Genomic DNA, 20,384 nt, shown 5'->3' with positions numbered 1-20,384 from the left:
ATTTGTTTTTGATTGCAAATTATAACATTAATCCCTGCAACTATGCCAATTTTGTTAAGATTCCTCTTTGTATTGTGAAATATCCGGCTGAAATTTATAGATTTTGTTTTTTACGCGCACAAGTAATCCTGTATTAATTAACTGATGAAAAGTCTTTACCACGGTGGGTTTACTCACGCCAACTTCTTGCACAATATCTTCATACGAACCATAAAAAATATTCTCACTATCGCTATGCTCCATTAAATACTTAATAATTTCAATCTTTTTGCCACCTACAAAAACCGAAATCGCATTTAAAAGGGTATTTTTAGCGCGTAATTCATTGGCTTGATATTTGGGTAAAGTCGCGCGTAAAATGGTTTTAAGCAATTCTTCCACATCAATAGGCTTCAAAATATATCCATCAACTCTTAATTCAATGCAATCCAATAAATAACGCGTTTCAGTATGTGCAGTTACAACAATCACTGATAAATCCAAAAGCGGATTTTTGCGAATCTCACGCAAAAGCTCTATGCCATTAAGTTTTGGCATTAAAATATCTGTAATCATCAAATCAAACGCTTGTGTTTTAAGAATCTCTAAAGCCTCTTTGCCATTACGCGCAACCACGAGTTTATCTACATAATCCTCTAAAACCATAGAGGCAAACTTCAAAATATCCTCTTCATCTTCCACATAAAGAATCTTTAGTTTCTTTAAAATCTTTTCATCGTTTTTGGATAGCATATTTCCTCCTCACTCTTCACTTTTGAGCGGAATCGTGATTATAAACTGCGCCCCACAAGTGCCGTCTTTTATGGGGCATTCTAGTGGACATTTATTTTCTTGGCATACATTGTCGCACAAATCCGATTCGCCATTATAGCGAACATTGCGCACTTCGATGCTTCCCTGCATTTGTTTTTCAATGATTTGTTTGGACATATATAGTCCAATCCCTGTGCCAACAGATTTATGCTTGGTTGTGAAGTAAGGCTCAAAGACTTTTTGAATATCCTCTAGCTTAATGCCACCGCCATTATCTGTAAAGAGAATTTTAACACAACCTTTAGAAGATAATTCTTGAAGCAACCCATGATTTTCTATGCTGACATCAATGCGGATTCTTGCGGGAGCTATCAAACGCTCTTTTAAAATATCCTCTGAATTTTTAATGAGATTTAAAATCACCTGCGAAAAAGCACTTTTGTAGCCATAAAGTTCAATATCTTTTGGGCATTCTACTGCAATGTTAATTTCGTTTTGCCTCAAAAACGCATCAACCAAAGAAATGGAATCTTGAATATTCTCTCTTAGATTAAAAATCTCTTTGTCGCTAGAAGAATGGAAGAAATTCCGAAAATCTTCAATTGTTTGCGACATTGCTTTAGCGATTTTTAATCCGTCATTGACTTGCAAATCAATAAATTCCTGCGTTAATTTCCCATTTTGGGATTTGACTTTAAAGGTTTGAATCAGCAACATTAACGCATTAAGAGGCTGCCTCCATTGGTGGGCAATATTGCCAATCATTTCCCCCATACTCGCAAGTCTTGCTTGTTGATACATAATTTGGTCTTTTTTGCGACTCTCTAGCACTTCTTGTTTGATTTTTTCTTGCAAGGAATTGTTGAGATTCTGCAATTCTTTCGTCTTTTCCTGAACCTTTTTTTCGGACATTGCGTGTAGGCTTTTGATATTGCGTAAGATCAAAAAGCTTAGCAGGATTGTTGTGAGCATAATCAAACACATCATTACCAAAACGACCTTATGCACGACATTGTGCAAAGTATTATTGCGCACTTTTTTAATCTCTACAAAATGCAAACTCGCATCAATCATTCGCGAAATTTCTTGATTTAAATAATTCGCCCCTTGTTGTAAGGATTCTTCAATATTTGGAATCCCATCAATTGCATTTTGCAACAATATAAGATATTGATGAATCGCATTGTTGAGATTGTTTTGTTTGGTTTGGAAATTAGATTTTTCTTGCAGATTCAAATCTTCTTTACCAAAGAGATAGTAGATTTTCAGCAAAAAATGCGTGAAATCGCTTTCATTTAGAAGATTGCTTTGGAGGTTTAAATAAGTTTCCCATTGTGTTGTAATGATTTTTTGCGCCTTTAAAATTTCTTCTTCTCTTTGTTGTGAAGCTAAGATGTTTTGGACATTATTAGCGCATTTGTGTAGTTCTTCTAAGCTAATGAGGGATTGACTATATTCTGTGAATAAAACATCATAATCGTATTTTAAACTAAAATAATAGACATAAGAAACAACTGCTAAAGAAAGCAAACCTGAAGCGATATTAAAGACTAATACACGCGCTTTTGCTTCTAAAGTTGTCCCAAAAATCCTAAATATTTTCAAAAATCTAATCCCTTTGAATGAAGAATCTACAAATAATTTGTGCGACATTGTAACACTAATTTTTGGGATTCCATATAAAATGCCAATGAAAAATGCTTTAAACTTGGATAATTTTCAAAAAAAATCAAGAATCTTGTAAAATTTTAGAATTTTTTTATACTAAAAAGATATGATTGCAAATGCACTTAAATCTTTTTAAAGGAGTTATTATGAAAAAGATTTTGTTAGGAATTGTATTAGCAGCAGGCTGTTTGATGGCAAACGATGGTGCAGCAATCTACAAAAAATGTATTGCTTGTCATGGTGCAAATGGCGAGAAAGTTGCTCCCGGAAGCAAAGGTGGTGTAACGATTGCTGGAATGGACAAAGCAAGACTTGTAGAACAACTTAAGGGTTACGCAGCAGGCACAGCAGATAATGGTGGTGCAAAAGCGATTATGTATGCGAATATGAAGAACTTCAAGCTTACAGACGCAGACATTGATGCAGTAGCAGATTTCATTTCTCAACTTCCCGCAGTAAAATAATCCTTTCCCCTTTGCGGGGGATTCTTTTATGCCTTACTTACAGATAGATTCTCAAAAATTTCTGCATAATTATCAAGTAATCTTAAACGCGATTGCTCCAAATAATCCAGAAAAGATTGCGATTGTTTTAAAAGACAATGCCTATGGACATGGAATCAAAGAAATAGCAAAACTTGCGCATTATCTTAAGATTGAAAATGCGTTTGTTAAAAATACCGATGAAGCCCTGCAAGTCGCGCCCTTTTTTCATCACACTACGATTTTATATCCCTATTCATTGCCAAGTGATTCTTTGTTGCAACAATCCTTGCAGAATCCCAAAATTTATTTTTGTGCGTCTAGTTTGGAATCCCTAAAAGATTATCCCAAAAACACGCGAATTGAACTCAAAGTAGATAGTGGAATGCACCGCAATGGAATCGCCAAGGAAGAATTAACTCAAGCATTTCAAATCATAAACCAAAACAATTTACAGCTGAAAGGGATTTTCACACATAATGGATTTGGGGACGACTTAGGAAGTGAATTTTATACGCAAAATGTAGCATTTCTTAACATCAAACAAGAATCCTTGCAGCTTTGCGCTCACTATAAAATCCCAAAGCCAAGATTCCATTCTCTAAATTCCTCTGGAGCTTTTCGCGCTAAAGATTCGCATACGCATTTAGTGCGGGATTTGCAAGATGATTTATTCCGCATTGGAATCGCATTTTATGGCTATTTATGTCAAGATTCTGCGTTTTTTGCGCCAAAGCTTAAACCTATCGGCGCACTTTATGCGCAAAAAATTTCTACTTTGAATCTTGAAATTGGTTCAAGAATCGGCTATCGTGGCATAAGCACTTTGGAGAGAAACAATGTTTCAACCTATGATATTGGTTATGGAGATGGTTTGTTTCGTGTGCGTGAGGGTATGGAGGTTTATAGTGCGGAGGGATTTAGGATTCTGCCTCGCGCTTCTATGGATTGTATTAGCATAGAATCCACGCAAGAAGAAGTTTGTATTTTTAATGATGCGCGTCCATTGGCACGAATCTTTGGCACAATCCCTTACGAGATTCTTGCGCATTTACATGCTTATATCCCAAAAGTTGTAATTTAGCTTTATTTTAGATTATAGATTGCCGCGCCGCTTATTTTGTTCGCTCCTTGCGATGATGTAGTAGTAGAATCGTAAGCAACCCAGCCGTCATTGCGAGGTAACGCCGAAGCAATCCATAGCCTTATCTGCCTTGCGTTTTCTATCCTGTTATTACGAGAGATTTGCTAGAATCTCATGGCAATCCATAATATAGAATCAGTCAAGTGGAATCTTTAAGTTAGCCTTTTAACTCTAACAAAACTTGTTTTTCTAGCTCATAAAGCTCGTAACGAATCTTTTTGAATCTCTCGCTTTCTTTAATGGAATCTAGCTTTAAAATCTCTTCAAGCACACGCGCGGATTCTTGAGTTCGCTTAAAATTGGCAATCAATACGCTTTGTAAGTTTTCGCGACTTTGTTCTTCTTTGGTAGAAACTTTCAAAACATCATTTTTAGAATCGCGCAATTCTAGCAAATCCAAATACGATTCTAAGCGGCATTGATGGCGAAGATGTTTGAGAGTTAAGGCAAAAGACTGATGATTTAATCCATAGCGCAAAATATCTTCAATCACGCGGATTCCCTCACGCAGACGATTGAGGTTTGCGTCCATAATGCGCAAAGTGCGCATTGGAGCATTGCTTGGATTAGTCTCTAGAGCTAAAGATTCCAAGAATTTGAAGCAAAGAAATAAATAAATTTAAAAAGTCTAAATAAAGACTAACTGCCGCCATTACAGGGCTATCATAGAGACCACGCATAATATTTTGTGTATCATAAGCGATAAAAATACTAAATAAAATTGCGCCAGCTCCTGCAAGTGCGACTTGTAAAATTGGGCTTCCTAAAAACAAATTAATCAAAGAACCAATGACGACAACGATTAAAGCAATGAAGAGTGTTTTGCCCATACTTGCCAAATCTTTTTTAGTGCGTAATGCAAAAATGCTCATTACTCCAAAAATCGCCGTAGTTAGCAAAAACGCCTGTGCGACAATCGCCGCTCCACCGGGTAAGCCTAAGATTCTGCTAAGAATCGGAGTGAGCGTCAAACCGGTCGTAAAGGTAAAGGCGAAAAGCAAGATGAGATTGATGCCCGGTTTGGATTTTGCAAACATTAAACCAAACAATAATGCAAACTCTAAAATCACAAAACCAATATAATATTGTGAAACCAAATCACCAAATGTAGAGATTCCAATATACGCACCTGCTGTTGCGGCGAGTAAAGAACCTGCAAAAAGCTGATAAGTTTGCTTCACAAAAGCAATCAGCGCAACATCATTTTGCGTAAATGCCGCATTATTTGCATTTGCTTGATAACCATCATAATTTACTTGTTGGGGTTTTCTATCATATAATGACATTCTGTAATCCTTTCATTTGAAATTAAGCTCGGAATTATACCCGATTTTACTAAGAATCGCATTAAATATGCTACAATTTTGCCTTTATTTAAGGATTAAATGGAAAGCGATAATGAAAAAAATTAAAATTTTTATTAATGGATTTGGCAGAATCGGACGCTGCATTGCGCGTGTCGCACTCTGTGAAATGCAAGATAAAATTGAAATTGTTGGGATTAACGATCTTGCAAATCCGGAAATTTTAAAATATCTCTTGACGCACGATTCTGTGCATCAAAGCGCAAAAATTACTGACAAAAACATAGAGATTCCTTTCTCACAAGCTAAAACGCCAAAAGAAATTGATATTTTAGGCGCAGATGTTGTGATTGAAGCAAGTGGATTGTTTTTGACACAAAACGAAGTGGAATCCCATTTGCAAAAAGGAGCGAAACGCGTAATCTTTTCCGCTCCGGCAAAAGACGATACAAAAACCTTTGTGTTAGGCGTCAATCATCAAGAATATAAACAAGAACAAATCCTCTCCAATGCAAGTTGCACAACTAACGCGCTTGCGCCTGTGGTGATGTTGCTTGATGAAGCATTTGGGGTAGAAAAAGGAATCTTAACTACCATTCATAGTTACACCAACGACCAAAATCTCATTGACGCGGCACATCGTAAAAATGATTTTCGTCGCTCTCGGGCTGCTGCAGTCAATATTATTCCTACGACAACAGGTGCTGCAAAGGCGTTGCATTTGGTTTTGCCACAGATGAAAGGCAAGTTGCATGGACATAGTGTGCGTGTGCCTGTACCTAATGTCTCTATGGTGGATTTGAATGTTAATTTGCTCCATAAAGCAACCAAAGAAGAAATTAATGCGGTTTTTGAAGAGGCGGCTAAGGGTAGGCTCAATGGAATCTTAGGGGTAGATTCTCATTTTGGTGTCTCGCAAGACTTTGTGAATTGCCCCTTAAGTGGCGTTGTCGCTCTTGATTTGACCTTTGTGTTAGAGGGAAATATGGCAAAAATTATGACTTGGTATGATAATGAATGGGGCTATTCTCACCGAATCTTGGAAATGGCTCACTATATTTTAAAGGACGAAATTTGAAAAGTATGAAAATCTTAATTTATTTCTTGCTTAGTTTGTGTTTGATGAGTGAAGTTGCCTTTGCGGTAAAGGCTAAAACAACCACAAAAGAAGCTCCTAAGAAAAATACTCCCTTTGATGTGTATGAATTAAAGGGCGAACAAGATGGAAGCACTTTGTTGGTGATTGGTGGGATTCATGGAGATGAGCCGGGAGGATTCTTTGCGCCCGCTCTTTTAATGGACTTATATAAGGTTAAAAAAGGCAAAGTAATTGTCATACCTAATTTGAATCCCGATAGTATTCTTGCCTTTAGACGCGGAATCTATAAAGATATGAATCGTAAATTTGCTTCTATTAAACGCAATGATCCAGACTTTGATAATGTCCAAGCAATCAAAAAAATCATCACTAGCGAGGAAATAGATTTTATTATTAACTTGCACGATGGGCATGGGTTTTATAGGGAAAAATGGGAAAACTCTATTTTTAACCCAAAAGCATGGGGGCAAACCTATGTGATTGACCAAAAGACTTTGGATAATGTGCCTTTTGGAGATTTGGATTCTATCGCTAAGCAAATTGAATCTAAGCTTAATCAAAGTTTGCATTATGATTTTCATACCTTTGGGGTGCGCAACACAGAAACAAGAATCAAAGATGAAGAACAACAAAATTCTTTAACATTCTTTGCGATAACACACCTAAAACCTGCTTTGGCGATTGAAACAAGCAAAAATATCACAGAATTACCTCTCAAAACATTCTATCAAATCAGCTCAATTGAAGCATTAATGGAAATCTTAGGCATTGAATTTGAAAGAAAATTTGAACTTAATTTGGAGAATGTTGCGAAAAAAATCAATGATTTTGGCACTTTGGTAATCAACGATAACATCACCCTTGAATTAAGTGATATTAGAAATATCATCAATTTCACACCGCTTTTAGCACAGAAAAATCATTTTGAATTTACCCACCCATTAGGGCGCACCAAAAGGACAAAAGAGGGCTATGAAGTTTATATCGGACATAAACGCATTACGCTTTTAAGACCCGATATTTTTCCTATGCAGTGTGATGTGAAAGCACTAGAAATAGAGCTAGATGGTAAGGCGTCTCAAGCGAAGTTTGGAGAAACTTTAGACTTCCAACAAAATTTTTTAGTGAAAAAACTTGATGGAGTGCGTATTAATGTGATTGGATATTCTAAAAAAGGCATTGTGAGCGAACATGATATTCTTATTAATAAGGCAAACATTGATGGGAGATATTCTTTGGATAAAGCCAAAAGTATTTTTCGTGTAGAAGCTTATCAGGGAAGAAATTTCTGCGGTATGGTTAATCTACGCGCTACAAAATAATGGAATCTAATAATTTCTAAGGAAACTATGATGGCAGAATTAAATCCAGCACAAGATTTGCTAGATACTTCTAGCTGTCAAGATTCCAAAAATTGTGCAATCGTCTTATTGAATATGGGCGGACCAAATTCGCTTTTTGAAGTCAAAATGTTTTTGCAAAATATGTTTTCTGACCCTTATATTTTGCCAATTAAAAGTGATTTTTTACGCAAGATTATCGGGAGTTTCATTGTCAATAGACGCCTAGAAGAATCGCAAAATAATTACCAAAAAATTGGAGGGAAATCCCCGCTTATCGCCCATACTTTTGCACTTTGCGAGAAGCTAAAACAACTCAATCCTAAATATTACTACACTTATGCTATGCGCTATACACCGCCTTTTGCCTCTACAATAGCGGAGGAATTAAAGCAGAAAAATATAGAGGAAATCGTGCTTTTTAGTATGTATCCGCACTTTAGCCATACTACGACGACTTCTTCTGTTCAAGATTTTTTAAATGCACTTAAAACGCACCATTTCGCGCCAAAGATTAGAATCGTCAAACATTATTATATGCAAGAATCTTATAATAATGTCGTGCTTAATAGAATCCTAGAATCCCTCAATAATGAGGATCCTAAAGAGTTTCATCTCATTTTTTCTGCGCATTCTTTGCCTCAAAAAAACATTGCTCAAGGCGACCCTTATCAAAAAGAAATCCTAGCAAATGTTAAGATTCTAAAATCTATGTTAAGCCAAAAGGGAGTTGAATTTGCAAGCATTAAGGTTGCTTATCAATCAAAAATTGGACCTATCAAATGGCTTGAACCCAATTTGCAAGATATTTTGCCACATTATGCAGAGAAAAAAATATTGATTTGCCCGATTTCTTTTACTATGGATAATTCAGAAACAGATTTTGAACTCTCCTATCAATATAGATTGGAATCGCAAAGGTATAGCATTAAAGATTATCGCGTGGCAAAATGCCCCAATGATTCGCAAGATTTTGCTGCGTGTATTTTAGAATTATCTCAAAATGCCGAATCTTTGTGCGAAACTAACTTAAGTTAAGAATTGACTTTAGGCTAGAGGTTTTACAATAGAATCCTTAAAACTTTGGCTTTAAACAAAAATATTGCGGAAATAGGGCTTATAAAATTACTTTGTTGTGCGCTGGTTTGGTTTATAGTAAAAAGGAATTAAAGAAAAATAAAGAGTAGTATGCAAAGGCGAGAATCTCGCACTTTTGCATTTTGTTTTAAACTTTAGCTTCTTCGCGTCTTTGTAAATACTCCCAATATTCATCAACATTTTTTTGCCATTGCTCAATAAGGTATTCGTTTTCTGGCTTGAAGAGGTGTTTGAATCTCGCTTGTGCGCCAAGATAATCACGCACAGGCACGACATTTTTAGGGCGATAAGTGATTCTAAGTTCTCTTCCATTGATGATTTCAAAAAGAGGGAATACAAGCGAATCTACCGCTAAATCACTCATTTCAATCGTTTGATTGGAAGGGAATCTCCATTCTGTGGTGCAAGCACTCATTGCGTTGATAAAAGTCGGACCTTCTGTTTCAATGGCTGTTTTGATTTTTTTGCTCATATCTTTCCATTTGTTAGGAGCTACTTGCGCTACATAAGGTGCGCCATGTGCAGCCATAATGAAGAGCAAGTCTTTTTTTCTGTCTTTTTTGCCATAGCTCACTCTACCTGCTGGAGTTGTAGTCGTAGAAGCACCTAGGGGAGTAGAGCCACTTCTTTGTCCTCCTGTGTTTGCATACACTTCATTGTCCAAACAAACATAAGTGAAGTCGTGTCCGCGCTCAAAACATCCGCTAATGAATTGGAATCCAATATCATAGGTAGAACCATCGCCACCAAAAGCTACGAATTTTGGTTCTTTTTCACTATAAAGCCGATTCTTTCGTTTTAAGGCTTTATACATTGCTTCCGCACCTGCAATCGCAGTGGAGCTATTTTCAAAGCCGATATGAATCCAAGGCGTATCCCAAGAAGTGTAAGGATAAACCGCAGTGCTAACCTCTAAACAACCTGTTGAAGTTGCAATGAGCAAGGGGTGATCGGTCGCATTTAACACTTCGCGCACAATCATTCCATGCGCACAACCCGGACATAAAAGGTGCGCACCCTCAAATCGCTCACTTGCTTTTGAATATTGTTTCAAATTTTTAATTTCACTCATTTTGCGCTCCTTAATTGAATCCAAGTTTTGGACCTCTAAGTCCAATAAATTGTTGTGTTGGGTGTGTTAATTTTCCTGCATTTGCATTAACTTGCAATTCTTTAAAAATTTCTTGCAAATGTTTTTGGGTCAAATCTCTTCCGCCCAATCCATAAATATAATTGCTAACAACAGGCTTATTAGAGCCATGATAAAGCGCAGCAACGCCTTCATTATAAAGCATTCCCATAGCACCTGCTGGCAAACTTCTATCCAAGAATGCGACGGCTTTTACTCCGCTTAATGCTTTGCAAAACTCCAAATAAGGGAATGGTCGGAGAGAGCGAATGCTGACAACTCCCGCTTTAATGCCATTTTTTCTTGCTTCTTTTGCTGCGATTCTTGCGGATTCCACCGTTGTGCCAAGTGCGACAATAGCAACTTCCGCATCTTCCATATCGTATTTTTCTACAAGATGATATTTGCGTCCTGTGAGTTTTGCAAATTCCTCAAAAGTCTTTTCAATCACTTTAGAAGAGTTCATAATCGCATTGTGCAGTTGCGCTTTGTGTTCAAAATGCCAATCTTCTTCTGTTTGTGCTCCATAAGTTGCGGGGCGGTCGAAATCTAACATTGCGTTTTTGGGTTTATAATCGCCAATGAATTTATATGCTTCTGTGTCTTTTAAAGGGCGCACACTTTGGGCAGTATGAGAACAAATAAATCCGTCTTGATGCACCATAACAGGCAAACGCACATCATAATCTTCCGCGATTTTAAAAGCCATAAGGTTAAAATCATACGCTTCTTGTGGATTGTAGGTGCAGAGGTTTATCCAGCCCGCATCACGCCCCAAATACATATCTGAATGGTCACCATTCACATTTAATGGACTTGCAAGTGCGCGATTGACGACATTTAAGACGATAGGCAAACGCATACCGGAGGCTTGGTAAAGCACTTCAACCATTAAGGCAAATCCTTGTGAGCTAGTCGCTGTCGCTACGCGCCCTCCTGCGGCTGCCGCACCCACACAGCCACTCATTGCTGCATGTTCGGATTCCACCATCACAAACTCACCATCAATATAGCCATTGGACAAAAACGATGCGTAATTTTGCACAATGGGCGTAGAAGGCGTGATTGGATAAGCGGATACAACATCAATTTGTGCTTGTCTCATCGCATGGCTTGCTGCCATATTGCCGTCCCAAACTTCGACTTCTTGTAATTCATAAACTTCTGCCATGATTAATCCTTTTTCTTTTCTTCTTTGAGGGGCCATTTTGCGAGGGCGTTTTCGTTACTCTCATAATCGCTAAACATTAAAAGCGATTTTGGATTCGTTGGGCATACATCTACGCACACACCACAGCCTTTGCAATGCACATAATCTACACCTGTCATTTTCTCGTCCCGAACCAAGATTGAAGAATCCGGACAATAAACCCAACAGAAGTAGCAATTAATGCAATGTTCTACATTATGCACGGGTTTTTCTACACGCCAGTGCGCTACACTTGCCTTGTAAGAGCTATCTTGACGATAATTCCTAGAATCCGCGTGTTTTTCCACCATTTCATTTCCACTTTTATCAAATGGGAACAATACTGAACCTGCTTCAAATTCATTCCAGCCTTTATAATCCATTTTTACTCCTATTTTACTTCATTATATGCTTTTCTGATGACTTCCATATTCGCATCAATAATTTTTTGTGGAAGTTTTTTTCCTAATACTTTCTTGAAAGATTCCAAGAAAAAGTCTAACTCAAGTGCGCCAGAAATCTTTAAAAATGCTCCAAGCATTGGCGCGTTAGGAATGGACTTGCCAAAAGCTTCTAGTGATAATCCGATACAATCTAAAGTATAAACTTCTTTGCCTTTAAGTTCTGGTTTGGATTCTAAAAATTCTTCCTTGCTTAAATGCGTTGTGATAATGTATTTTGTAGAATCTTTTTCGTTTTCACAAATATCTGTAATATACACTAAACCCGGGTCAATCACCAAGATATAATCTGGATTCATAAATTTTTCGTGATTAAGAATCGGGCTTTCATCAATGCGGTTATAAGCCGTCATTGCCGCACCTCTTTTTGCTGAACCATAAAATGCAAAAGCCTGCACTTCTTTGCCTGTCCCTGCAATCACATCTGCTAAACCTTTTGCTCCGGTTACTGCGCCTTGTCCTGCACGGCTATGCCATCTAATTTCAAGCATAATGCCTCCTAAATTTTAATTTTAAAGTTACAGCTTAATTGTAAAAAAACCGCACTTAAAAAATCGCCTTTTGTCGTCATAGAATCGCAAAAATCTATACAATGTGTAAAAACAACTCATTTTAGAGTGAGAATCCTTATCGTAAGGTTGTGTTGAAAGTTATCTTGTGTTAGAATATTGTGGAGAATTAAGAGAGTTTAGAATCTTGGCGGTTTAAGAATCCTAAGCCCATTAACGGGCTTATTGGATTATTTTTTGTTTTCTTTAATGTATTCCATCACCATTGCATAGGCTTCATCTTTTAGCTCTAGTTTTCTTCGTTTTAATTCTGCTAACTCCATACTTGTCGCGTGTTCTCTGCCCTCTGAAATATCTTGAATCTTTTGGTCTAGCTCATTATGCTCGTCAAAGATTTTAGCAAAATGTGCATTTTCTTGTTTCAAAACACTGATTTCATCTCGGTATTCGTGTAACATTGGCTCTCCTTAAAAGGTAAATTAATATTTAATTATAGACAAAGTTGCCTTAATAACTTGCCACTTTTGAAAATTTTTAACGATTCTTTTTAGGAGCGATAATCTGCATTGATTTTGACATATTCATGCCCCAAATCACAACCATAAGCGATAAAGGATTCCGTTCCTTTGCCAATTTCGCAAATGATTCTAAAGGAATCTTGTTTTAAAACTTCTGCAGCTTTTTGTTCGTTTTGGCTGTCAAAATAAATCACTCCTTGCTTATAAACACAAACTTCATCAAAATAAATTTCTAAGGTTTTAGGATCGCAAAGAATCCCACTTGCCCCAATTGTTGATGCGATTCTTCCCCAATTTGGGTCGCAACCAAATAATGCGGTTTTTACCAATAAAGATTGACTTAATGCCTTGGCTGCTTTTTTAGCTTCTTTAGCATTTTGCGCACCTCTCACTTCAAAAGCAACAAGCTTGGTCGCGCCCTCGCCATCACGCGCAATATCGGTTGCAAGTTTGTGCATTAATTTTTCTAGGACGAATCCAAAGGCTTCCTTATCATACGCACCACTTTTACCATTGCTTAAGAGTAAAATCGTATCATTTGTAGAAGTATCTCCATCTACGCTAATTGCATTGAAAGTCGTCTCTGACGCGGTTTGTAAAAGCTCTTTCATATCAGATTTTGGAATCTGCGCATCAGTAGTGATAAAGCACAGCATGGTAGCCAAAGAGGGGTTAATCATTCCTGCACCTTTGCACATTGCGCCGATTTTAAAACTTGTTTTGTCTTCTAGCACGACTTCAAAAGCAATGGTTTTGCTAAAGCGGTCTGTCGTCATAATCGCCTCTGCTGCGCATAAATCTTCTTTTTTCTTTAAATCAAACTTCTTAAAAGATTCTATGATTTTGTCTGTTGGTAACTGCACACCAATCACTCCGGTAGAACTCATTATTGGATTTTGAATCTTTGGAAATTGATTTTGAATCTCTCCTAGAACTTTTTTAACATTTTCTACGCCTTCTTCGCCTGTGAGCGCATTTGCATTTTTGGAATTTACCAACACGAAATTTGTTTTGAAATTTTCATCGTATTCCCAATAATGCAGAATCGGAGCAGCACAAAATTTATTTTGTGTAAAGATTGCCTCTACTTCGCACAAAGAATCTACATATATGAAAGCTACATCTGGTTTCCCATTGCCCTTTAGCCCGGCACTTACGCCATCACAATAAAATCCCTCTGCCGCTGCGATTCCGCCTTGTATTGGAAAAAAACTAAACATATTTTAACTCCTCTGGTTTGTCTTTTTTGGATATGAGTTGTTTGGTGAGGCGCACACCATGCGAAGTGCCAATCACAAGGAGTTTGCACTCACTTGTTACAAGCGTGTCGCCATTAGGCATAGAAATGAATTTCCCGTCTTTTTGCGTGATTCCGACAATAGAAGTTTGTGTGATTTCGCGCACATGCGCTTCTTTTAATTTTTTTAGCACAAGCCAAGAATAGCGCGGGACGACGATTTCTTCCAAATCAAGCGGTGTATCTTTTTGGTAAGCGAATCTTTCTAATAGATTCTCCATATCCGGGCGCGTTGCCATAGCATTCACGCGTTGCGCAAATAGCTTAGAGGGAGAAACTGCACAATCTGCACCAAGTTTTTTTAGTTTTTCCTCGTCCTCGTTGTTTTCGGCATTTCCAATGATGAAATAGGGTTTTCTTCCAAGCTCTCGCTCGTAAAGCCTAACCGAAGCGATTTGCGCAATATTATCTGCAATGTTATTAGAAAGTGTAATTACGCCCCGCGCACTAGAAAGGTGGCATTTTAGCATTGCAATTTCCGTATGAGGGTCTTCGTTAATGAAAAATGGATAATGATATTTTTGGGCAATATCTTCCAAAGAATCGTTGCGATCCACCACGACAAAAGGGATATGCGCTTCACGAAATTGTTGTGAGAGTTGAATCGCATATTCGTTATGATAGCAAATGATGAAATGATTTTTCAAACGCGCAATTTTATAAATCATATTTTGCTCCTTGATGATTGGAATGAGTTTTCCACGACTAAGTATATCAATTACGCTAACAACACAGAAGCTTAAGACTAGCGAACCCGCCAACATTACAAATGCGGTATAAAAGATAGATAAGCCATCAAACTCGTTTTCTTTTAATGCACCAAAGCCTGTTGTGGTGAAAGTATAGGAAGCCTGAAAAAATGCGTCAATAAGGCTATAATCGGTAACAACTAGATAGCCAAGTGTGCTAAGGATTAATCCCGCAAAGATTAATAGAAAAGACGCGCGGAAAGGCTTTAACTGCTCGTAAAGCAAACCAGACATATCAATATCCGGCTTTTGAGCACCTTCCCAATGGAGAAATTTTTTGAGCCTATCAAAAGCCACAGCCCAATCCTAAATTAAGGATTAAGAGTGCTTTTTCATTGTGCGCAATGTAGAAGCTGCGATTCTAACTTTCATTGTTCTGCCATCTTCTAGCTTAATTCTAACGGTTCTTAGGTTTGGCAAAGATCTTCTTCGTGTTTTGTTGTTTGCATGACTTACATTGTTGCCAACCATTGGACCTTTACCTGTGAAAAAACATTTTCTTGCCATTCTCTATCCTTAAAAATTGCTAATAAAATAAACTTTGGATTCTATCTCAAACTAGATAATAGAAAGTTTAAACTTCCTAATTTAAAGCCTTTTTTTGATTTCTTGCACGATGTCAAATCCATGATTAAGCGCAGCAGCGATAGAACCACCATTTTTATACAAAATATCTCCCGCAATATAAACGCCATCTACGGAGCTTTGATGTTTCGCGTCAATTAATGGAACACCATCGGCGTCTAATGCCACTCCGCATTTGCGTAAAAAATCCACCGGTGCCATTCCGCCGATTGCGTAAATTACTCTATCATAAACCATACTCGTGCCATCGGTGAAATTCACCTTGACTTTGCCACCTTCATCTTCTAGGCTTTCAATGTCAATGCCAAGCTTTGGTTGGATTTTTCCATTTTTAAAGCAAGATTCCAAATTTTCGTGGTTAGCTTCGTTGATTCTTGTAAATTCTTTTCGGCGATAATTCAGAGTTACAGGATTTGTCTCACTTAAGACACAAGCATATTCTACTGCGGAATTTCCCCCGCCAACAACCAAGATATTTTCGCCATCTACGCAACTATTAGCGTTAAAATTCACCAATCCTTTAACACTGCTTGGAATCGCATAGCTTGGCTTATTGGGTTGCCCCATTTTGCCGATAGAAATCACGATAAATCTAGCTTTGAAATCTGTATTTTTTGCAGTATGCACGACAAAAAAATCCCCTTGTTTTTCAATGGATTCCACTTCGGTTTGGAATTGCACTTCAAAACCATTTTCTTGAATAATCTTATCAAACAAATCTAGTGTGCTTTCTTTTGTCCCATCGCAAAAATAAATATTGCCATTAAGCTCTACTTTTTGCCCTTTGTAATCTTTATCTACGCGTTTTTTATCTTTATAAAACTTTCGGATTGTAGTGGAATGTCCCTCTCCTTTTTCAAACAAAATCACATCTTTAATCCCTAGAATCAAAGATTCTACCGCTGATGCGATTCCGCCGGGTCCTCCGCCGACAATAGCAATATCATAAATTTCTTTCATTGGTTATCCTTTGTATTGTTTTTTGTCTCTTTTGCTGCAAGTCGCAAGTCTTCTTCGCTATCAAACAAAACTCCTTGCATCATCTTCTTCTCATCATCAAACTGCCCACTTTTCAAACCCCACAAAAATGCAATCAAACCAATAAGTCCAATTACAATAGAGGTTGCAAGCATTACCGCGACCATTGTTGTATTCATTTTGCAATCCTTAAGAATGGCAAAAAGGATTCTATATGTAATCCCATTGCGTTAGAAGTCGTGCCAATTTGACGCTTAATGTAGTTTTGGTGGAATCCCTCCACCATTACCGCACCTGCCTTGTTCGCCCATAAACCGCTTTGGAGATAGGATTCCAAATCCTTTTGGGTAAAAGGCAGAAACTCAAAGCAAGTTTGGCTTAAATCCATATAAAAAAACTTTTCACAATGCAGAATCGCACAAGTAAGAATCTTAAGCGTCTTTCCGCTTTGGGATTCCAAAAATGCGCGTGCTTGCTCTTCGTTTTTTGCTTTGCGTTGCAAAACTTCCCCGCAATCTATCACACTATCTACAACCAAAAGTGGCAACTCTAACCCATATTGCTTTAACGCGCTTTTGTGTTTGCCGAGTGTCGCTTGATAAACAAAATTTCTAGGTTCGCATAGAGGTAATTGCTCTTCGTCAAACCCGTTATCACATTGGATAAAAGGGATTTTGTGTTGCTCTAAAATTTGCTTACGCGATTGGGAGGTAGAACACAAACGCAACATTTCATTCCTTAAGATTCCAAAGATAAACCTGTAATTATAGTCTTATTAAAATTATATTTTAATAAGTTTTATTAATTTTTCAGACTTGCTGCCACGACAGCAATCGCGAATCCGCCATCGTGCGAAATAGAAAGGCTTAGAGAATGGAGGTTGAAATATTCCCATTTTTCCGCGCTTAGATGAATCTCTGGTGCACCTTTTTTGTCTTTAGAAATCCACATATCACAAAATCGCAATTCCTTTCCGATTCCGCATTTTAGTGCTTTCGCACAAGCTTCTTTTGCAGCCCAAAATCCCGCAAGTCTTTGGGGGGTTTTGGCGATTTTCATCTCATCATCGTTTAAAAACTTGGCGATTCCTTTTTCTCCAAATCTTGCCACTAAGGATTCTATCCGCGAAATTTTGACAATATCCACCCCAACTTCAAGCATATAAATTTACTGCACAACAAATTCAGTCAAAAAGACATTTGCGATTCTGCCATCTACTAAAAACTCATTGAGTCGTTCTATAATCTCTTCTTTAAGCTTTTGTTTGCCTTTGGTTGTTTGCACTTCTTCAAGGGTTTTTGAACTAAGAATCGTGATAATCACATCACGCACAATGCTACGCTTGGTATCAAGCTCTGTTTGCAGATTTTGCACACTAAGCTCTAATTCTATGGAAGTTTTAAGATAGCGTTTGCCGCCGCCTGAAGTCATCAGATTGACGATAATTTGGTCTAAAGGATACATAGGACCTACGCTTAAAAGATTGCTATTTGGATTCGCCGCACTGCCTTTGTTTGCTGCACTTTGTTGTTGTGGAGCGGCAACCCCTGCTTCTGGCTCATCGCCTCCGCTGAAAATTAGAATCGCAACAACAATCAAAATAATCAAAAGCAATGCAACAACGCCAATAATAATAAACAGCAACATTTTGTTCTGTTTTAAGCCCTCTAGTTTGGATTCTTTTTTGCCTTCTTCTTCTGCCATTTTTTCTCCTTAATAAAAGTTTATTATATAAATCTTTTTTTAAATTTTCAAGTAGCTACCTAGCCATTTTAATTCATTGGGGTAGCGTTTGAATAATTCTTTGACATTTGCATCATCAATATGCCCATCAATATCAATAAAAAAGCAATAATCAAAGTCTTTTCCAGCGCGTTTTGGGCGTGATTGGAATAAAGTCATATTGATATCCAAATCCTTAATATCATAAAGCAAACGATAGATTGCTCCGGGTTTGTCATCGTTTGCCAAAAGCGCACATAAAGAAGTTTTGTCCCTACCGCAAGGCTGATTTTTGAAATCGCTAATCACAATAAAACGCGTTTTATTATCCGAATCGTTTTCAATGTTTTCAAACAAAATCGGCGTGTTGTAGAGTTTTGCAGCAATAGGCGAACAAATCGCCGCGCATTTTGGATTCTCTCCTGCAAGTTGCACTGCGCGCGCGGTAGAATCCACTGCGATTCTTTGAATATGGTCTAAGGAATGCTCACTTAAAAAATTAGAACATTGCCCAAAAGCAATGTCTTTAGAATAAATAATTTCAATCTCTTGAATCCTATGTGTTCGACTTGCAAAACAATGATGGATTGGCATATAAATTTCAGCGACAATTTTCAATTGTGTCTCCCGCAATAAATCCAATGTCTCGCCAACCGAGCCATTTTGACTATTTTCAACAGGAATCACCGCATAACTCGCGCGTCCATCTTCAACGCTTTTTACTGCTTGCATAATAGTATTGTGAGAAAAATACTCGCACATCGCGCCAAATCTGCTTTCGGCTGCTTGATGTGTATAGCTTCCAAGAGGTCCAAGATAAGCCACGCGTTCAGGTAATTCAAGGTTACGACTGACAGCAAAAATTTCTAAATAAATCGCTTCAATCGCGGATTTGCTTAATAATAATGAGCCTTTGGAGCTTAATCTATCAATAATCTCTTTTTCGCGCTCTGGACGATAAATCGGAGCGTTGCTTTGGAGTTTTGCCTTGCCGATTCTTTTGACAATCTCCATACGCTTTTCTAGCAAACCTAGAATCTCATCATCAATCTTATCAATTTCTGCTCTAAAGTTTTGCAAATTCATCTTTAGGATTCCTTTATAAATAGTCTTTTTCTAATGCAATTAAATCTTCAAAATTTTCTCGCCTACGAATCAATCGCGCTTCTCCTTTTTCTATCGCAACCTCCGCGCTGCGTGGGCGTGTATTGTAGTTGCTAGACATACTAAACCCATACGCACCGCTGCTTAACACGGCTAAAATATCTCCGCTTTGCAATGGAGGGAGAGAAATGTTTTTGCCCAAATAATCTCCGCTCTCGCAAACAGGTCCTACGACATCTGCGCTTGTTGTTTCCTGCAATTCCGCATTGAGTGGGACAATCTGGTGGTATGCGTTATAAAGGCTTGGGCGAATCAAATCATTCATTGCGCCATCTACAATTACGAATCGTTTGCCTTGATGTTCCTTTTGATAAAGCACTTTGGTCAAAAACACTCCGCTATTACCTACGATAAATCTGCCCGGCTCACAAATAATCGTCAAATCTAACCCGCGCAGTTCCTCTAAAATCGCTTGTGCGTAGTCATAAGGGTTAATTGTTGTCTCATCGCTATAAGTGATTCCGATTCCACCGCCAATATCAAAAAACTTAATATCCATTTTAAGCGCAAGTAAACTGTGCGTGAGTTGTGCTATTTTTTGCGCAGATTCGGAGACTGGCTTTAATTTGGTTAATTGGCTTCCAATGTGAAAATGAATCCCAATAGGCTCTAAATAAGGCGAATTGTGCGCATATAAGTAGATTCCTTTCGCTTCTTCAAGATTTACGCCAAATTTATTTTCTTTTAAACCCGTAGAAATATAAGGGTGCGTTTGCGGGTCAATATCTGGATTAACGCGCACAGAAATTCTCGCAGGGATTCCTAATTCTTTCGCGCAAGATTCTACAAGCAACATTTCTTCCTTGCTTTCTATGTTGATAAACAAGATTCCAAGCTTTAAAGTTTCTTTGATTTCAAATTCTTGCTTACCCACACCGCTATAAATGATTTTATATTTAGGAATCCCGCCTAAAATTGCGCGTTTTATTTCTCCTAAAGAAACACAATCCGCGCCACTTTCCAAACTTGCCATTTTTTTAATCACGCTTAAATTGGAGTTTGCTTTTAAGGCGTAGCAAATCATTGCTTTGCGTCCGCCAAAAGCGAGTTTAAGTTGTTCGTATTTCGCCGTGATTCTATCTAAATCATAAACATACAAAGGTGTGCCAAACTGCGCTGCTGCTTTTTGCAATAAAGCTTTGTCAAAATTCCCACAAAGTTCAGGGATATTTAAAGCCCCAATATTTTTCATCAC

At 37.8% G+C, this 20,384-nt stretch carries 24 protein-coding genes; 5 read left to right on the top strand and 19 right to left on the bottom strand.

Annotated elements, in window-relative coordinates:
- Positions 1 to 54 precede the first annotated feature (54 nt).
- Entirely contained in the window at positions 55 to 732 is a 678-nt protein-coding gene (locus LS69_RS02325) for a DNA-binding response regulator (RefSeq protein ID WP_138121796.1), read from the bottom strand.
- A gap of 9 nt (positions 733 to 741) precedes the next feature.
- Complete coding sequence (locus tag LS69_RS02320; protein ID WP_238699070.1) at positions 742 to 2,358, bottom strand: HAMP domain-containing sensor histidine kinase; 1,617 nt, start codon at positions 2,356 to 2,358, stop codon at positions 742 to 744.
- A gap of 209 nt (positions 2,359 to 2,567) precedes the next feature.
- On the opposite strand from LS69_RS02320, the gene LS69_RS02315 reads away from it, so the two are divergent.
- Positions 2,568 to 2,885: a c-type cytochrome gene (locus LS69_RS02315; protein WP_138121794.1), complete on the top strand. Its 318-nt coding sequence runs from the start codon at positions 2,568 to 2,570 to the stop codon at positions 2,883 to 2,885.
- Positions 2,886 to 2,913: 28 nt separating this feature from the next.
- Entirely contained in the window at positions 2,914 to 3,987 is a 1,074-nt protein-coding gene (locus tag LS69_RS02310; protein WP_138121793.1) for an alanine racemase, read from the top strand.
- A gap of 217 nt (positions 3,988 to 4,204) precedes the next feature.
- Here the strand turns inward: LS69_RS02310 and LS69_RS02305 are convergent, their stop codons facing one another.
- Complete coding sequence (locus LS69_RS02305) at positions 4,205 to 4,597, bottom strand: thiamine-phosphate pyrophosphorylase (RefSeq protein ID WP_138121792.1); 393 nt, start codon at positions 4,595 to 4,597, stop codon at positions 4,205 to 4,207.
- 16 nt (positions 4,598 to 4,613) lie between these two features.
- A complete protein-coding gene (locus tag LS69_RS02300) occupies positions 4,614 to 5,333 on the bottom strand; it encodes a Bax inhibitor-1/YccA family protein (RefSeq protein ID WP_138121791.1) in 720 nt (239 codons plus the stop codon).
- A gap of 112 nt (positions 5,334 to 5,445) precedes the next feature.
- Between LS69_RS02300 and gap the strand changes: the two genes are divergently transcribed.
- The 3 genes from gap to hemH are packed head-to-tail and all read left to right on the top strand — an operon-like array spanning position 5,446 to position 8,828.
- Positions 5,446 to 6,429 (top strand): type I glyceraldehyde-3-phosphate dehydrogenase, encoded by a 984-nt coding sequence (gap, locus tag LS69_RS02295; protein WP_138121790.1) that lies wholly within the window; start codon positions 5,446 to 5,448, stop codon positions 6,427 to 6,429.
- Positions 6,430 to 6,434: 5 nt separating this feature from the next.
- On the top strand, positions 6,435 to 7,772 hold the full coding sequence (locus LS69_RS02290; protein WP_138121789.1) for a M99 family carboxypeptidase catalytic domain-containing protein: 1,338 nt from the start codon (positions 6,435 to 6,437) through the stop codon (positions 7,770 to 7,772).
- Between the two features lie 30 nt (positions 7,773 to 7,802).
- Positions 7,803 to 8,828, top strand: coding sequence for a ferrochelatase (gene hemH / locus LS69_RS02285; protein WP_138121788.1), 1,026 nt, complete (start codon positions 7,803 to 7,805; stop codon positions 8,826 to 8,828).
- 187 nt (positions 8,829 to 9,015) lie between these two features.
- Here the strand turns inward: hemH and LS69_RS02280 are convergent, their stop codons facing one another.
- The 15 genes from LS69_RS02280 to lysA form a co-directional block, all read right to left on the bottom strand.
- The gene (locus LS69_RS02280) at positions 9,016 to 9,960 is read right to left on the bottom strand and encodes a thiamine pyrophosphate-dependent enzyme (RefSeq protein WP_138121787.1); all 945 of its coding nucleotides are present in this window, start codon (positions 9,958 to 9,960) and stop codon (positions 9,016 to 9,018) included.
- Positions 9,961 to 9,970: 10 nt separating this feature from the next.
- A complete protein-coding gene (locus LS69_RS02275; protein ID WP_138121786.1) occupies positions 9,971 to 11,188 on the bottom strand; it encodes a 2-oxoacid:ferredoxin oxidoreductase subunit alpha in 1,218 nt (405 codons plus the stop codon).
- 2 nt (positions 11,189 to 11,190) lie between these two features.
- Entirely contained in the window at positions 11,191 to 11,589 is a 399-nt protein-coding gene (locus LS69_RS02270) for a 4Fe-4S dicluster-binding protein (protein ID WP_138121785.1), read from the bottom strand.
- An 8-nt stretch (positions 11,590 to 11,597) separates the two neighbouring features.
- On the bottom strand, positions 11,598 to 12,158 hold the full coding sequence (locus tag LS69_RS02265) for a pyruvate flavodoxin oxidoreductase subunit gamma (RefSeq protein WP_138121784.1): 561 nt from the start codon (positions 12,156 to 12,158) through the stop codon (positions 11,598 to 11,600).
- A gap of 248 nt (positions 12,159 to 12,406) precedes the next feature.
- A complete protein-coding gene (locus LS69_RS02260) occupies positions 12,407 to 12,634 on the bottom strand; it encodes a YdcH family protein (RefSeq protein ID WP_138121783.1) in 228 nt (75 codons plus the stop codon).
- Between the two features lie 89 nt (positions 12,635 to 12,723).
- Entirely contained in the window at positions 12,724 to 13,914 is a 1,191-nt protein-coding gene (argJ, locus tag LS69_RS02255) for a bifunctional glutamate N-acetyltransferase/amino-acid acetyltransferase ArgJ (protein ID WP_138121782.1), read from the bottom strand.
- A complete protein-coding gene (locus tag LS69_RS02250) occupies positions 13,907 to 15,037 on the bottom strand; it encodes a potassium channel protein (RefSeq protein WP_138121781.1) in 1,131 nt (376 codons plus the stop codon). The genes argJ and LS69_RS02250 overlap by 8 nt, the downstream gene beginning before the upstream one ends.
- 21 nt (positions 15,038 to 15,058) lie before the next feature.
- Entirely contained in the window at positions 15,059 to 15,247 is a 189-nt protein-coding gene (gene rpmB / locus LS69_RS02245) for a 50S ribosomal protein L28 (protein ID WP_138121780.1), read from the bottom strand.
- A gap of 81 nt (positions 15,248 to 15,328) precedes the next feature.
- Entirely contained in the window at positions 15,329 to 16,285 is a 957-nt protein-coding gene (locus tag LS69_RS02240; protein WP_138121779.1) for an NAD(P)-binding domain-containing protein, read from the bottom strand.
- The gene (gene ccoS, locus LS69_RS02235) at positions 16,282 to 16,482 is read right to left on the bottom strand and encodes a cbb3-type cytochrome oxidase assembly protein CcoS (RefSeq protein ID WP_138121778.1); all 201 of its coding nucleotides are present in this window, start codon (positions 16,480 to 16,482) and stop codon (positions 16,282 to 16,284) included. The genes LS69_RS02240 and ccoS overlap by 4 nt, the downstream gene beginning before the upstream one ends.
- Entirely contained in the window at positions 16,479 to 17,033 is a 555-nt protein-coding gene (gene maf, locus LS69_RS02230; RefSeq protein WP_138121777.1) for a septum formation inhibitor Maf, read from the bottom strand. Before maf ends, ccoS begins: the two co-directional genes overlap by 4 nt.
- 71 nt (positions 17,034 to 17,104) lie before the next feature.
- On the bottom strand, positions 17,105 to 17,464 hold the full coding sequence (gene acpS / locus LS69_RS02225; RefSeq protein ID WP_138121776.1) for a holo-ACP synthase: 360 nt from the start codon (positions 17,462 to 17,464) through the stop codon (positions 17,105 to 17,107).
- Positions 17,465 to 17,470: 6 nt separating this feature from the next.
- Positions 17,471 to 18,007: a flagellar basal body-associated protein FliL gene (gene fliL / locus LS69_RS02220; protein ID WP_138121775.1), complete on the bottom strand. Its 537-nt coding sequence runs from the start codon at positions 18,005 to 18,007 to the stop codon at positions 17,471 to 17,473.
- 39 nt (positions 18,008 to 18,046) lie between these two features.
- Entirely contained in the window at positions 18,047 to 19,111 is a 1,065-nt protein-coding gene (pheA, locus tag LS69_RS02215) for a chorismate mutase (protein WP_138121774.1), read from the bottom strand.
- Between the two features lie 13 nt (positions 19,112 to 19,124).
- Positions 19,125 to 20,381: a diaminopimelate decarboxylase gene (gene lysA / locus LS69_RS02210; RefSeq protein ID WP_138121773.1), complete on the bottom strand. Its 1,257-nt coding sequence runs from the start codon at positions 20,379 to 20,381 to the stop codon at positions 19,125 to 19,127.
- Positions 20,382 to 20,384: the final 3 nt, after the last annotated feature.

The sequence above is a fragment of the Helicobacter sp. MIT 05-5294 genome (assembly GCF_000765675.1).
Lineage (GTDB): Bacteria > Campylobacterota > Campylobacteria > Campylobacterales > Helicobacteraceae > Helicobacter_D.
The sequence above is the reverse complement of the archived record's forward strand: the minus strand, read 5'-3'. Positions and strand labels throughout refer to the sequence as shown.

Coding starts and splice junctions, on each gene's coding strand:
- lysA (WP_138121773.1), bottom strand. CDS start 20,381: ATGAAAAATATTGGGGCTTTAAATATCCCTGAACTTTGTGGGAATTTT.
- pheA (WP_138121774.1), bottom strand. CDS start 19,111: ATGAATTTGCAAAACTTTAGAGCAGAAATTGATAAGATTGATGATGAG.
- acpS (WP_138121776.1), bottom strand. CDS start 17,464: ATGCTTGAAGTTGGGGTGGATATTGTCAAAATTTCGCGGATAGAATCC.
- LS69_RS02280 (WP_138121787.1), bottom strand. CDS start 9,960: ATGAGTGAAATTAAAAATTTGAAACAATATTCAAAAGCAAGTGAGCGA.
- LS69_RS02315 (WP_138121794.1), top strand. CDS start 2,568: ATGAAAAAGATTTTGTTAGGAATTGTATTAGCAGCAGGCTGTTTGATG.
- LS69_RS02305 (WP_138121792.1), bottom strand. CDS start 4,597: ATGCGCACTTTGCGCATTATGGACGCAAACCTCAATCGTCTGCGTGAG.
- LS69_RS02275 (WP_138121786.1), bottom strand. CDS start 11,188: ATGGCAGAAGTTTATGAATTACAAGAAGTCGAAGTTTGGGACGGCAAT.
- argJ (WP_138121782.1), bottom strand. CDS start 13,914: ATGTTTAGTTTTTTTCCAATACAAGGCGGAATCGCAGCGGCAGAGGGA.
- LS69_RS02270 (WP_138121785.1), bottom strand. CDS start 11,589: ATGGATTATAAAGGCTGGAATGAATTTGAAGCAGGTTCAGTATTGTTC.
- LS69_RS02290 (WP_138121789.1), top strand. CDS start 6,435: ATGAAAATCTTAATTTATTTCTTGCTTAGTTTGTGTTTGATGAGTGAA.
- rpmB (WP_138121780.1), bottom strand. CDS start 15,247: ATGGCAAGAAAATGTTTTTTCACAGGTAAAGGTCCAATGGTTGGCAAC.
- LS69_RS02265 (WP_138121784.1), bottom strand. CDS start 12,158: ATGCTTGAAATTAGATGGCATAGCCGTGCAGGACAAGGCGCAGTAACC.
- ccoS (WP_138121778.1), bottom strand. CDS start 16,482: ATGAATACAACAATGGTCGCGGTAATGCTTGCAACCTCTATTGTAATT.
- LS69_RS02310 (WP_138121793.1), top strand. CDS start 2,914: ATGCCTTACTTACAGATAGATTCTCAAAAATTTCTGCATAATTATCAA.
- fliL (WP_138121775.1), bottom strand. CDS start 18,007: ATGGCAGAAGAAGAAGGCAAAAAAGAATCCAAACTAGAGGGCTTAAAA.
- LS69_RS02300 (WP_138121791.1), bottom strand. CDS start 5,333: ATGTCATTATATGATAGAAAACCCCAACAAGTAAATTATGATGGTTAT.
- maf (WP_138121777.1), bottom strand. CDS start 17,033: ATGTTGCGTTTGTGTTCTACCTCCCAATCGCGTAAGCAAATTTTAGAG.
- LS69_RS02325 (WP_138121796.1), bottom strand. CDS start 732: ATGCTATCCAAAAACGATGAAAAGATTTTAAAGAAACTAAAGATTCTT.
- LS69_RS02240 (WP_138121779.1), bottom strand. CDS start 16,285: ATGAAAGAAATTTATGATATTGCTATTGTCGGCGGAGGACCCGGCGGA.
- LS69_RS02260 (WP_138121783.1), bottom strand. CDS start 12,634: ATGTTACACGAATACCGAGATGAAATCAGTGTTTTGAAACAAGAAAAT.
- hemH (WP_138121788.1), top strand. CDS start 7,803: ATGGCAGAATTAAATCCAGCACAAGATTTGCTAGATACTTCTAGCTGT.
- gap (WP_138121790.1), top strand. CDS start 5,446: ATGAAAAAAATTAAAATTTTTATTAATGGATTTGGCAGAATCGGACGC.